The organism is Scopulibacillus cellulosilyticus, assembly GCF_042665295.1.
Taxonomy (GTDB): domain Bacteria; phylum Bacillota; class Bacilli; order Bacillales; family Sporolactobacillaceae; genus Scopulibacillus_A; species Scopulibacillus_A cellulosilyticus.
Window position 1 is genome coordinate 91,821 of record NZ_JBHTCO010000003.1, and the last position, 13,510, is coordinate 105,330.

A 13,510-nucleotide genomic window follows, 5' to 3' on the forward strand; every position below is an offset into this window, starting at 1 on the left:
CCTTATAAACATTGCGATAATCCGTACCAAATGATATTAACCTTCAAACACCTTTTTATCGCATCTTGATAGCACCAGCCAGTCACATCCCGCCAGAGACGCTGCTTTTCTTCTATTGGAACAATCCCTTTCGAGATATCAACGCCTATTATAATAATCTGGCGGTTAGAACCGCTGTACTCCCAAGCTTGCCACTTGCGGATAAGATCCTGCCAGAAACCCCGGGGATCTTTTTCAATGGATAGGGACTGCCAGATGAACTGCTCCCAGCCTTCAATCACTGTTATCAGCTGAAAATGGGACACATTCATTAACTGATCAAGGTGTATGCTTGAATCATAGCCGGAAAGCCATCCGACATTTACTTTATTTTCTAATTGATAAGTTTCTTTAACCCAACGGCGTTTTCCGTTAAAGGCACCTCCTGTAACAAAGTGCATCGCTCCCCCCTCCTCATCCTTGTTCTGTCAGCGGATAATCTGTAACCATTGCCATGTGAAATCTGCCATTCCCAAAAGGGCCTTTTCTCAGGAGCAACATGAGCCAACAGTTCACGGATAGGCCCGCTATGCGTCACAACAACAATCTCAGATACTTTTAAATGACTAAAACAGGAAGTTATCTCTTGCCACGCTTTCCATACCCTAAAAGAAAAGTCTGCATAAGATTCACCTTTTGGAGGCGCATAAGTTTTAAAATCCGCCAGCCACTGCCTGTAGCCGGGAAGATCCTTCAGTTCTTCATAGGACGCCCCTTCCCATTCTCCAAAATGTATCTCCCTTAACTGTTTCGACAAAACTAAATTTTTCCCTGGGAATAGAAGTCGGGCTGTCTTTTCGGAACGGCACAGGTCGCTTGTGATGACAAGATCAGGATTCGGGATATTTAGGCGTTTGTCTAATAAATCATTAATACCCTTTTGACTTAACGGCTCATCAGTCCAGCCTATATAACGTTTCTCAATATTTTTCTTTGTCAGCCCATGACGAATAAGCGACACAGCCACAATATCATCCATAGAAATGTCTCAGCCCCTTCAACACTGGCACCTAACGTATCACCGGTTATTCCTCCAAAGTTTTTCTTAAAAAACCGATAGCTTATAAAGAAAAATAAACCTGTACATATAACTAAAAGCAAAAGACAGACAAAGGCTTTTATATTTATAACCCCGATAATAACTAAGTAAATCATTATATAGATGAAGAATATGATTGCATCTTTTTTACGGCACCCGCGCTGAAAATATGCGGCAAGTCCTTCGTCTTTAGCCAACGGACTATAGACTAACAGCATCGCCATGGCCATCCTTGACAGAAAAGGGATACTCGCAAAAAGCAGCAACTTAGACAAACTCATTGCCGTGAGCCCTTCGTACATAAATAACAAACGCCAGCCTAATATAAATAAAAGGGACATGACCCCAAAGGCGCCAACGCGGGAGTCCTTCATAATTTCCAGCCGCTTATCACGATCCCGGTAGGAGAAATAAGCATCGCTTGTATCAATCCAACCATCAAGGTGGATGCCTCCGGAAACAACAATAAACAGTGTGAATAAAAGACATGTTAATGCCAGATGAGAAAAAGGCGTCCACACATCAGCCAGCCAATAAATCCCGATAATGCACCCGCCAAAAAACAATCCAACGATCGGATAAACTTGAATAGCCCGGCGAATATTTCTAATGTTAAGATCAATCGTTTGATGAATAGGAATGACCGTAAAAAATTGCAGTGCAATGATCATCCCCTCAAACCACACCTTAGATTGCTTAATCATTCATGTTTCTCCCAATTAATAGCCAAATCAGTTAAATAATCTATATCCAAATACGTCTCAACTTGTTTTGCCAGCAAATCAAACCGATGATCCCCCGATTGATGAAGCCTGTGACAGTTACGTTCCGGAAGCCCTTTTTTCTTACGAATTTGGTTTAGCCATACTGTCCGCCACTCATCATTATGAAATAGATGGTGAAAATAAGTGCCGATAATTCTTCCCTTATCGTAGCAAACACCTTCGGTTTCACCATTTTGTAAAGATACAAAGGGTAATGGCGGCTCATCAGTATCTAACATGTCTGTTCTGCCAAGATGAATCTCATAACCTTCAATTGGTACTGACATCAGCCCTGATCGCCGGTGGACAACGCCTGTTGATCTCACTGTTTTTTTAATGGGCTGAAACCGCGTCACAGCCGGAATAAGTCCCAGACCGTCAACTTTTTTATTTATTTCACCCGTATCTGTTCCCGCTTCATCAATTAATTGATCACACATCATCTGATAACCGCCGCAAATACCAGCTGCCGTTCCGCCACTTTTTGCATAATCAACAATCGCTTCATCAAGACCTTTTTCCTTTAAAAAGTCTAAATCAGCGATTGTACTGCGGGTACCCGGAATTATCACAGCATCCGGGCTGCCAAACGTTTCAGTGTCTCCGACAAACCGGACCGAAACATCCTCTTCATATAAAAAAGGCTCAACATCGGTATAGTTCGAAATAAACGGCAGCCTAATAACCGCGATATCGATCGGTTTCTTTTCCTGGTTCAGAAATTTGGAGGCAATGGACAGTGAATCTTCACTCTCTATTTTATGATCGTGCAGATAGGGAAGAACACCGACGACTTTGACACTTGTTCTCTCTTCAATCCAGCGGACACCTTCTTCAAACAGCGTCATGTCCCCCCTGAATTTATTAATAATAATTCCTTTGACACGGGCCCGTTCAGCCTCTGTCAGAAGCTCTAAGGTGCCGACAATGTTAGCAAACACGCCGCCTCTTTCAATGTCAGCAACTAAAATAACTGGTACATCGGCAAGTTCAGCTACCTTCATATTGACAAGTTCACGATCATTTAAATTCATTTCTACCGGACTGCCTGCCCCTTCAATAACGAGCAGTTCATAGTCTTTATTTAACCGTTCCAGGGATTTCTTAACGGCAGAAATGCCTAATTCATAAAAATGATCACGATAATCTATCCCGGAATAAGCCTGGTAACTTTCACCAAGCAGCACAACTTCAGAGGTTCGATCATTTCTTGGCTTTAATAAAATCGGGTTCATATCAACAGAAGCCGTAACATGAGCCGCTTCCGCCTGGATACCTTGAGCCCGCCCAATTTCTTTGCCGTCAACCGTCACATAGGAATTGTTGGACATATTCTGTGATTTAAACGGCGTCACCCGATAGCCTCTTTGATAAAAAATGCGGCATAAGGCTGTCGCGAGAAAGCTTTTGCCAACATCAGATCCTGTTCCCTGTATCATGATCCCTTTCACGGTCCTCTCCTCCTTTCATTAGTCTCGCACGCCCAAATTCAAGTAAATATGCCGCTCCGGCTATTTTCACTATTGTTTGATGAAGATATCCGAGCGTTTTCAAGTAATCCAGTACGAATGGATTGTAATCAGTTATGTCTTGAAAAAGTTCATTAGAAACGACAACGACCAAAGCCGCTCGTGCCTTCATTTGTTTAATACCCGAGATAATAGCTTCGATTCTGGTTTTTAACACAGATTGATTCTTATAAAAAGAAAAGAATTCATTATTGACAAGTGTTGTTAAGCAATCAAGCAAGACAACATCTTGTTCTGTAAAATTGTTTGCAATTTTTTCAATCCGTTCCGGCTGTTCCCATGTTCGCCACTGAAATCCGTCCGCTGACCTTTTTTTCTGATGGTGAGTAATTCTTTCTGCCATTTCCTTATCGGTTCTGACTGCAGTTGCAATATAATTAAGCCTGCCATTTCCTAATTGCAAAACTTTACTTACAGCCAGGCGTTCGGCCCAGCTGCTCTTGCCGCTGCGGACCCCGCCGCTTATAAATACTAGCATATGGATTTCCATTCCTTTAACGCTTTTAATAATTGATCATTATCTGACTGTGTCCGAATGGCGCATCTCAAAAACTTACCGTTTAAACCTATAAAATTATCTGTATGCCTGGCCGCAATGCCGCGCTCAATTAAAAAGCGCAGTAAAGGTCTTGCCGATTTTTTTGTTTCTTCCCGGAGCAAATAATAATTTACTTTGCTTGGACTTAATCTATAACCTAAATCTTTTAAAACGGGAAATAAACGGCAACGTTCAAGCCCTATATTATTTTTAGTTTGGTGTACAAAGGCTGTTTGCTTTATGCAAAGTTCACCCAGCTTTTGCGCCAATGTGTTTACACTCCAATGGGGCTGAAAGCGCTTTAGGTGGTTAATCACAGCTTCGTCAGCAATGATATAGCCAAGGCGGATTCCTGCCAAGGCATACATTTTCGTAAGTGATCTTAAGATAATGAGATGACGATAATCCGTTACATATTTGCTCATTGAGATCTCTTCGATGCAAAAATCATAAAAAGCTTCATCAATAACGACATAAACGCCCAGGTTGGACGCTTCTTCTATAACTTTAAGCAGCGTTTCTTGACTATATGTCACACCTGTTGGATTATTCGGATGACAAATAAAAACGGCGTCCTTCCCATTTAAAGCCTCTGATAATTGATTGGCATTTAGCTGCCAGCCGTCATCTTCATTCAGTTGAAAGGATGCTATATGACAGCCATAGGCTTCACAGGTTGTCCGATACTCCGAAAAAGTCGGATCAACAATTAGAACGTGACGCCCCTGAAACATTCGTGCAATTAAATGAATCAGTTCAGAGGCGCCGTTGCCAATGAGAAGCTGTTTCCCGTCTATTTGTTCCTGTGCACTGATACCAGCCTTTAATGCCTTTGCATAAGGGTCAGGATAGTCAGCAATTTCTTTGTACAGCGACTGCCATACGGATTGAAGCTCAGCCGGCGGGCCAAAGGGATTGGTATTAACACTAAAATCTATTAATTTTTCCGGGACAGCCATATCAAGCTGTTTGATGAGATGTTCGGGATTAGATCCATGAGCTGGCAGCATAAATGATTCCTCCAATTAGCCAAAGTACAAGGATGAAAGACAATACTGTACGTTTCATCATCTTGACAGTATCAAGAATATGTCCGGTGCTTAAAGGAAAAAGCGGGTCACCCAGTTTTGCCCGGTTAGAAATAACACCTTTGTAATAATTAACGCCGCCAAGCTGAATGCCTAAAAGGGAAGCAACAGCCGCCTCTCCCCAACCGCTGTTAGGACTTGGATGTTTCCTGGCATCACGCTTTAATATGGCGAAACTTTTCCAGCGGGTTAACGGCGGAACAGCTTTATTTACGATTATTATCAGTATCGCAGTTATCCGGCTTGGCAGCCAATTCACAAGGTCGTCCAGTTTTGCGGCCGCAAAACCAAATTCAAGGTATTTCTCACTTTTATAACCCAGCATGGAATCGCAAGTATTAATAAGCCGGTAAATAAGGGCAAACGGCGCCCCGCCGATAAAGGCCCAGAAGATTGGCGCCGTTACACCGTCAGAAACATTCTCAGCAACCGTTTCTACAGTCCCTCTGACAATCTCCTCTTCCGGCAGATGATCTGTATCACGGCCGACGATCCAAGACAAATATTTTCTTGCTTGCGGCAGATCACCTTTTTGCAGCGGCTCATAAACCTGCTCCGCCGCTTCTTTCAGCCCCTTTGCTGCAATCGTCGTCCAAATGAGTATAGCTTCGATAGCCACACCCAGCCACTTATTAACCCAGCAGGCGAGTATGACAATGAATAAGCTCAGCCCAAACACAATAACAAGCAACAAGATCACCGTTAACAGCCCTTTTACCTTTCTATGACGCCCTATATTCCAATGCCTGTCAAAAAAAGCAATGCCTTTTCCAAAAAAGCGTACGGGATGCGGCAGCCACTTTGGGTCACCAAGAATCCAATCTATCAAATAAGCTATTGTGATAGCAATTAGATGATTAATCATGACTTATCCGACATTGATAGTTTTGAATGGCCTTAACCGTACATTGGTAAACTCCTGAAGCAATCGCCTTCCCAAGCAGCGTAATCGTGCCGGCATATGGCAAATAACAGCCTTGTTGACTTGCGGCAACCAGCACACTGTCTGTTGAAGTGCCTGATGCCCTAGTATTCGTCACCGGATCTTTAATATTTAAATGATCCAGGGCGCGGACTTTTGCTTCTGTAGCCGTAACAATCGCTTGTGTATATGCTTGGTCATCAAGCCTGGCGTTCACAAATACCCACGTGTTAATTGTTCCGCTCATTGGCTGGACTTGATGCGCCTTACTATGGGCGGCATCGACTGCATTGCTTAAGCCTGCTGTTACGGCGATGAGTACAGAGAAATCTTGTTCATTAATATCCATATAAGCAGCGTCTTCCAGCCGGGCGGCTGTCATCATTGCCAGTGTATCAGCCGGATCAAGACCTTGCTTTACTAAATAATCCCGCAATTCCTTCTTGGGATTATCACAACAGTAGTTTTTATTAACATGACGATTGACAAATGTCCGGTAAAAGCCCGTTCCTCCGCCAATGACTGCCGAAGATAAAGTCCGAAGCTGAATAGGTGAATCCAATAAAATCCGTTCGCTTGTTACTTGAAGAAGGCTTGAGCTTATCATTCCGTTCTCTCACTTTCTATCAGGACTTGTTCAAAAGCTGTGTTGATTTACTTCTTATTTTTAAATACATCCGGATAAACCATTTGAGCCATTTCCTCTAAGCCGTCAACCAACCTTGGGCCCGGGCGATTAACAAGGTCACTGTTCACATCATAGACTTGCTTATTTTTAACAGCGGCAACATTACCCCAGCCTGGACGCTTCAATAAGTTCTTTACGGCATTTTTTTGATAATAACCGTATGTCGTTAAGATAACATCGGGATTATCTTTCACAATTGACTCTTCCGATATCTTCACCCAGCCTTTTTGATTAGCAGCAACATTTTTCGCATGAATGATATTCAGCATTTCATTCATAAAGGTTCCCTGACCGGCGGTATAAATATCCGGGGACCCCGAAACCTCAATATAGACCCGTTTTTCTTTATCTTTAGGCACTTGCTTCGCTTTTTCTTGAATAGCAGCCACTTTCGATTTCATATCGTTTATGATTTGATCCGCTTTTTTATTTGTCCCTGTCGCTTGTCCAATCATTTGAATAGATTGATAGACTTGATTGAAGCTTTCTGCATCATTCACAACAAGAACCGGAATACCTGCCTCACGAAGCTGCTTTAAGCCGTCCCGGCTGTTATGAGCAGATGATGCATGAGCTAAGACAAGATCAGGTTTTAACGAGATTATCTTTTCCACATTCATGTTTTCCCCGCCGATTTTTGTCTTTTTAAGAGCGGCTTTAGGATAATTATCAAAATCTGAGACACCAACTATTTGCTTGTTCAAACCTAAATCAAAGGCAATTTCTGTATTGCTTGGAATAAGCGAGACGATTCTTTTAGGCTTATGTTTAATCGTTACCTTATCCCCGAGACCATCTTTAATTGTTACCGGAAAGGCCGTTTGTTCGGTTTTGGATTGACTGTTTTTGTTAGCTTTTTGGTCATTATTGCTTGTTCCGCACCCTGCTAATAAGCCAAAAATGACCATAAGCGTTAAGAATAACGCCAGTAATCTTTTTTTCACTGAAAGTTCCCCCTCGTCTGTTTAATGGCATTAAAAAAACATCCCCTGCCTATTGGAGATGCGCCGCGTGTGTTAAAAACATAAGAAATCCTCATTATTTTAAATAATGTGCACTGTTTTTAAACAACACCTCCCTATCCGCGTAGGCCATTGGTGTTCTGAATCAGGCAGGTCTCCTGGCTCATGGTCATTGCAGTCTAAACCTTCCCATATGAACACTTAACTTCGTTAAGCGTTTCGATCATACAGTGGCATTCTTAGACCGCTTTCCATTTACAGTGGCGGGACCGCGTTGGACTTTCACCAACTTCCCTTTTAAGCTGCAAGCAAAGCTTTCAGCACCTGAATCATAACCTATGTACTTTTTGGCTTAATATCTATTATACTAAGGTTTCCTAAAATTTTATATATTTCTCCTAACTTTTTTAGAACTGTAAGAAATAAGTATGAGAGATATTAATCCGCTGACAACAAAAGCCAGGATGACTCCTAAACTGCTGTCCCTGAATATCCCTATAGCAAACGGTCCGTTAAAAAACGGTGAATTTGTAAATAACAGCCCGAAGACAACCCCTATCAACCAACTAAATACACCTCGATAGTTTACTTGATTATAATCCTTATCCGTCAGCAGCCTTAATTCATAGCCCTCTCGCTTTCTTATACAAATATAATCAATAAGGAATGTTGCGGCCCATGATGCAAGCCCAACCCCAAGGAGCCCGAGAAACGTTTGAAAATTTCCCAAGAAATTTTCAGAAATAAACAAAACATATATTGTGAAGAATATCATAATTAACGCGTGTATGGTGACAGCCGATGCGTGATTAACTTTAATATTCAGCGTTTCTAAATTGACCCTTGCAGATTTCAAAGCAATGATGCATTGCGGGATTAAGCCGCCAAGCGCTGTTATAAAATAGGGAATGATCATCCATTTAGGCAATCCATGACTAATCGCATCGATTGGATTTGATGATGTGGATAATCCAGATACTGAAGTCGTCATCAGAACACCGGCACCTATTATAACGAATAAAGGAATGAACGCCCCTAAAGTGATACTTGCAAATATTGATTTCGAAGAATTATTTGGATTTTGATAACAGCTATAGTCGCTTGCCGCGATAGTCCAGCTAATGCCCGTACCTGCCATGATAATGGATACAGCCGGCAGAAAACTGCCCAGCCATTCTCCGCTCTTCATACTCAATAATTCGCCCCAATTCGTTTTTGGTATTAAAAGTAATAAGACGACTAGCGTCAATATCCCAAATACATATGTAAACCATGTTTGAATCTTTACAAGCGTTTCTTGACCAAAAATACTTGATACAATAATTAAAGCTGAAAAAATAATTAAGCTGATGACTGTTAACGTTTTAGTAGAACTAAAACCAAAAGCGCCAAATAGAGATAATAAAGTTAATGTACCTGTTACAACACCGACTGACAGCCACCCTGCAAGGTTTATCCATCCAATTAAAGTAGGGATATAGTTTCCTTTTATTCCGAAGGCTGCCCTCGACAATACAAAGGTCGATGCCCCAGCCCCCTTTCCAGGTATACCTAAATACCCTACCAATGCAAAAGATAGAGAACCGACAGCCGCGGCTAAAAGGCATTGTAAAAAACTCAGTTTGAAACTAACGAGAATAGCGCCATAAACCAATCCTAAAATGCCAATATTTGAAGCAAACCATATGAAAAAAAGCTCTTTTTGTTTTCCGGTTCTTTTTTCCAGCGGCAGTATAACCGGCTTATTATTGTCCATTTTAAAAATTCCCCCATTTTTGGATTCCGCAGCCTTAGAATTTTCAAACCATTCAAAATGGAAATTTTCCAATTGACATTATAACCTAAACGCTTTATTGTAAGATAGTATTAAAAATGAATTTAAAGTGATTGTTCAAAAAGGAGGAACGAGCGTTACATCTCGAACTACTACGAGTTGCGACGAGAAGCGGCAATACTTCTGTGAGTAATCTTCGGCGCAGGAGCACTATACCGCTTCGACAGCTATTTTTCCCGGACTGTTTGAACATCTTCTAAATAAATCTTCTTATCAAGAGAGACAGAGGGACTGGCCCGATGAAGTCTCGGCAGCGGACTCCACAGAGAGTGCTGTGCCAAATCCAGCAAGCTTTAGGCTTGGAAGATAAGAAGGGCGTTTCTTATATATTTTATAAGACCTCTTCTTATTGGAAAGATGAGGTCTTTTATTTGGCCTCTCATACTTGCATACAAGACAACTATGATTAGAGAGGTGATTTTAATGGAAAAAAGTAAAGGGAACCCTTTGGCGCTGTTGCCCTTTGTTATATTTTTAGTTTTATTCCTTGGGACTGGTATTATATCCGGTGATTTTAATAAAATGCCTGTGATTGTAGCTATTCTTATCGCGGCAGGCGTTGCTCTGGCTATGAATCAAAAAGAGTCTTTGAATAATAAGGTTGAAACTTTTTGTAAAGGCGCAGGGCATCCTAATATCATTTTGATGGTGATTATTTTCTTGTTAGCCGGCGCTTTTTCAGAAGTAGCCAAAGGCATGGGCGCCGTTGAATCAACAGTCAATTTGACGCTGTCGATTTTACCGCCAAACCTTCTTATCGTCGGCTTATTTGTCATAGGCTGTTTCATCTCTTTGTCTATGGGAACCTCTATGGGAACAATCGTTGCCTTGGCACCGATTGGCGTCGGTATCAGCCACCAAACTGATATCTCAATGGCCTTATCCATGGCGGCTGTTATTGGCGGCGCTATGTTTGGCGATAATTTGTCGATTATTTCCGATACAACAATTGCGGCTGTTCGTACACAAAATACAAAGATGCGCGATAAATTTAAAACCAATTTCTTTATCGTTCTGCCGGCAGCTATTGTCACCATTATTATTCTGGCTTTCGTGTCAACAGGCGGCCATGCGGAAGTCACACAGCATCATTTCAACATACTGGAGACCCTTCCTTATCTGGCAGTATTAATCGCCGCATTGTCCGGCGTCAATGTAATGATTGTGTTAGCCGGTGGCATCATTTTTGCCGGTGCGATTGGATTATTTAATGGCAGCTATCATTTGTTAGGTCTTTTACAAAAAATTGGCGATGGCGTCGCAAGCATGCAAACGATGGCGATGCTGGCGATCCTCATTGGCGGGACTGTCGAGATCATCCGTTATAACGGCGGCATAGACTATCTATTATATATTGTGACACGTAAAATCAAGTCGAAAAAAGGCGCTGAGTTCAGTATTGCCGGATTGGTCAGCTTGACTGATCTTTGTACAGCCAATAACACTATCGCCATTATTATTACAGGTCCCTTGGCCAAAAATATTTCAGATCAATATCAAATTGACCCGAGAAAATCGGCAAGCTTATTGGATTTATTCTCGTGCTGCTGGCAAGGTATTATTCCTTATGGCGCACAACTCTTAGCAGCAGCAGGATTAGCATCTATTTCTCCTGTAAGCATCATGGTTTATAATTTTTATCCCATTCTGATCGGTATTTGCGGTATTATTGCCATAATGATTGGTTTTCCAAGACTGTCACCGAGAAAGAAACAGGCAAAATTAGAGGCGAAAGAGACCAAAAATAAAGCGTAGATTACAGCGGCACTAATCCAATTGGATTGTGCCGCTTTTCTTAGTTTTAATAAAATAAAGCTTTTGTTTAACCGTTTTCCCATTGTCATCGGATAAAAATAACAGTTTATTATTGACACGAAATAGTGTATGATGGTATAAAATATTAAATCCGACTAAAATTATACGAATTGGGGTGATTTGAATTGGCAACTGTTCATCATAGTGTTCAAAAGCATCAAGAACAGCAAACAGAGAAAAAACAAACAAATAGCCTCGGCTCTCCGCAAACGATTTTAATTATTGCCGCTGCACTTATAACTATTATTCTGAGCTATTTTTCTATTTCAATTGGAGGCATTAAGCAAGGCGTTCTGCTGTGGGTTGGTTTGTTGTTAGGTTATACATTATTTCACGCAAGATTTGGTTTTACCTCAGCATTTCGCAGAATGCTGTCAGTAGGGAATGGCGAAGGGATCAGGGCTCATATGCTGATGCTCACTATTTCCAGTACTTTATTTGCCATTATCCTTTCCACAGGCATCAGCTTCTTTGGCGGACATCCTGAAGGTGATGTCTCCCCTGTCGGCACGAGCTTGATATTCGGATCATTTATTTTTGGCATTGGCATGCAATTGGGCGGAGGCTGCGCTTCCGGTACCCTTTATGCTGTTGGCGGCGGCCGTTCGGAAATGTTCCTTACTTTGATCGCCTTTATCGTTGGCTCAGTTTTTGGCGCCTGGCATTTTGACTTCTGGGTCAATCAAATGCCGTCGTTTAAGCCAATCTCTCTTGCAACCAGCACCGGTCTTGGCTATTTTGGAGCATGGATCGTTCAAATTGTTATATTTGGATTGATCACATGTCTCACACTGTGGATTGATAAGAAACGACGTCCGCCAAGAGTAAAACCATTACCAACCGCAACAGGCTGGAAACGCTTCTTCCGCGGATCATGGCCGTTATGGTTTGCAGCCATTGTATTAGCTGTTCTTAATGCAGTTGTCCTAATGGTTAGAAACTCTCCATGGGGAATAACCTCGGGATTCGCATTATGGGGCTCAAAAATTGCGGGCGCTATGGGAATTGACGTATCACACTGGGGTTACTGGTCAGGCGACCGCGCCGCCAGTCTCCACCAATCAGTATTTACCGATTCTACAAGCGTTTTGGACTTTGGTATTCTAATCGGCGCTTTCCTTGCCTCAACGCTCGGCGGATTATTCCTGCTAAAGAAAATCCCGTTCCGCAGAGCACTTGCCGCTATTATCGGCGGTCTGTTAATGGGTTACGGTGCAAGGCTTGCGTTCGGCTGTAACATCGGCGCCTACTTCAGCGGTATTTCATCCTTCAGCCTCCATGGCTGGGTTTGGATGATCATGGCATTGATCGGTTCTTATGCCGCACTTTACCTGCGTCCGCTGTTTGGAATGTCTAATCCAAATTCTAAGGATCATTTTTGCTAAATAATGTTGTTATTATAGACCGGCTTAATTGCCGGCCTTTTTTTATTGTGAGGAACGGATATACAAAAAGGACACATCGCTTTGGTGTGTCCTTTTGGCATTGGCCCCGCCTACGCCAAATGCCCTAACAACCACAGTTGTTGTTCATCCTATAATCATTATAATTGAAAACGCTTACAGTTTCAAGTTAAAAGATCAAATTTATCATTTAAAAGTTAAATTATAAAGCTTCAAATGGATGGGTTTTAGCAGATTTAAACTTATCTGCTACTTCCCCCTATCCCCTATCGGCAAAACTGTTGAATATTTAATTTCTCTTAAGGCCAGACTTGTTTGGATTCTTGTGATCCCAAGCCTGTTAAGTTTTCTGATGAAACTCTCTAATCCTTTTCGATCTTTGTTTGCTACCTTTAAAAGGTAGTCATATTCCCCGGTTAAACAATGGCACTCTAATACTTCCGGCATCGCCATTAATTCCTTCTCCAAAACTTCCAATTTCTCAGCTTTATGAATATTCGTACTCATAAAGATAAAACACAATAAATCGAACCCAAGTTTCTCCTGGTTTAAAATGGCGACTCGCCGATCGATAAAGCCGTCATTTTCCAACCTCTTAACCCTTGCATGTGTGGCGGGCGGAGATAAATTCAAACGACGCGCAAGCTCCACATTGCTTAAATGACCCTCTTTTTGCATTGCATCTAAAATTTGAATATCCACATCATCTAACGCTTTACTTATGAAAGATTCCATTTTATCTATCCCCTTTCAAATCTTCAACAAAAAGCTCCAATCCATGGATTAAAATGAATTTAATTATTTCAAGAATGACATTTACCTTTTATTATTTTGAATTTCCCTTATTGAACAAAATAACATATCGTTAATAAGCAGATCATGTTAAAAT

General features: G+C 41.6%; 13 protein-coding genes and 2 riboswitches. Of the genes, 2 read left to right on the forward strand and 11 right to left on the reverse strand.

The genetic code is table 11. The annotated features are described in order from the left end of the window. Positions 1 to 2: 2 nt before the first annotated feature. The 10 genes from ACFQRG_RS02860 to ACFQRG_RS02905 all read right to left on the reverse strand — a co-directional run bounded on the left by ACFQRG_RS02860 (position 3) and on the right by ACFQRG_RS02905 (position 9,325). Positions 3 to 440 carry a hypothetical protein gene (locus ACFQRG_RS02860; RefSeq protein ID WP_380963433.1) on the reverse strand — a complete coding sequence of 146 codons (438 nt, stop codon included), beginning with the start codon at positions 438 to 440 and terminating at the stop codon, positions 3 to 5. Further along, positions 374 to 1,018, reverse strand: coding sequence for a histidine phosphatase family protein (locus ACFQRG_RS02865; RefSeq protein ID WP_380963435.1), 645 nt, complete (start codon positions 1,016 to 1,018; stop codon positions 374 to 376). Before ACFQRG_RS02865 ends, ACFQRG_RS02860 begins: the two co-directional genes overlap by 67 nt. Then, a complete protein-coding gene (cobS, locus tag ACFQRG_RS02870; RefSeq protein ID WP_380963437.1) occupies positions 976 to 1,782 on the reverse strand; it encodes an adenosylcobinamide-GDP ribazoletransferase in 807 nt (268 codons plus the stop codon). Before cobS ends, ACFQRG_RS02865 begins: the two co-directional genes overlap by 43 nt. Beyond that, positions 1,779 to 3,293 carry a cobyric acid synthase gene (locus ACFQRG_RS02875; protein ID WP_380963439.1) on the reverse strand — a complete coding sequence of 505 codons (1,515 nt, stop codon included), beginning with the start codon at positions 3,291 to 3,293 and terminating at the stop codon, positions 1,779 to 1,781. The genes cobS and ACFQRG_RS02875 overlap by 4 nt, the downstream gene beginning before the upstream one ends. Beyond that, the gene (locus ACFQRG_RS02880; RefSeq protein ID WP_380963441.1) at positions 3,259 to 3,849 is read right to left on the reverse strand and encodes a bifunctional adenosylcobinamide kinase/adenosylcobinamide-phosphate guanylyltransferase; all 591 of its coding nucleotides are present in this window, start codon (positions 3,847 to 3,849) and stop codon (positions 3,259 to 3,261) included. The genes ACFQRG_RS02875 and ACFQRG_RS02880 overlap by 35 nt, the downstream gene beginning before the upstream one ends. Further along, entirely contained in the window at positions 3,843 to 4,919 is a 1,077-nt protein-coding gene (gene cobD, locus ACFQRG_RS02885; RefSeq protein ID WP_380963443.1) for a threonine-phosphate decarboxylase CobD, read from the reverse strand. Before cobD ends, ACFQRG_RS02880 begins: the two co-directional genes overlap by 7 nt. After that, complete coding sequence (gene cbiB / locus ACFQRG_RS02890) at positions 4,897 to 5,862, reverse strand: adenosylcobinamide-phosphate synthase CbiB (RefSeq protein WP_380963445.1); 966 nt, start codon at positions 5,860 to 5,862, stop codon at positions 4,897 to 4,899. Before cbiB ends, cobD begins: the two co-directional genes overlap by 23 nt. Continuing rightward, complete coding sequence (locus ACFQRG_RS02895) at positions 5,855 to 6,526, reverse strand: adenosylcobinamide amidohydrolase (RefSeq protein ID WP_380963447.1); 672 nt, start codon at positions 6,524 to 6,526, stop codon at positions 5,855 to 5,857. The genes cbiB and ACFQRG_RS02895 overlap by 8 nt, the downstream gene beginning before the upstream one ends. 47 nt (positions 6,527 to 6,573) lie before the next feature. After that, entirely contained in the window at positions 6,574 to 7,551 is a 978-nt protein-coding gene (locus ACFQRG_RS02900) for an ABC transporter substrate-binding protein (RefSeq protein ID WP_380963449.1), read from the reverse strand. A 149-nt stretch (positions 7,552 to 7,700) separates the two neighbouring features. After that, a riboswitch (cobalamin riboswitch) is annotated at positions 7,701 to 7,912 on the reverse strand. A gap of 42 nt (positions 7,913 to 7,954) precedes the next feature. Continuing rightward, positions 7,955 to 9,325, reverse strand: coding sequence for a purine-cytosine permease family protein (locus ACFQRG_RS02905; RefSeq protein WP_380963451.1), 1,371 nt, complete (start codon positions 9,323 to 9,325; stop codon positions 7,955 to 7,957). Positions 9,326 to 9,610: 285 nt separating this feature from the next. After that, a riboswitch (SAM riboswitch) is annotated at positions 9,611 to 9,716 on the forward strand. Positions 9,717 to 9,826: 110 nt separating this feature from the next. Here ACFQRG_RS02905 and ACFQRG_RS02910 point away from each other — a divergent pair. Both ACFQRG_RS02910 and ACFQRG_RS02915 read left to right on the forward strand, forming a co-directional pair. Next, a complete protein-coding gene (locus tag ACFQRG_RS02910) occupies positions 9,827 to 11,158 on the forward strand; it encodes a Na+/H+ antiporter NhaC family protein (protein ID WP_380963453.1) in 1,332 nt (443 codons plus the stop codon). 185 nt (positions 11,159 to 11,343) lie between these two features. Beyond that, positions 11,344 to 12,603, forward strand: coding sequence for a YeeE/YedE family protein (locus ACFQRG_RS02915; protein ID WP_380963455.1), 1,260 nt, complete (start codon positions 11,344 to 11,346; stop codon positions 12,601 to 12,603). Between the two features lie 267 nt (positions 12,604 to 12,870). Here ACFQRG_RS02915 and ACFQRG_RS02920 read toward each other — a convergent pair whose 3' ends face one another. Next, complete coding sequence (locus ACFQRG_RS02920; RefSeq protein ID WP_380963457.1) at positions 12,871 to 13,356, reverse strand: Lrp/AsnC family transcriptional regulator; 486 nt, start codon at positions 13,354 to 13,356, stop codon at positions 12,871 to 12,873. Positions 13,357 to 13,510 lie beyond the last annotated feature (154 nt).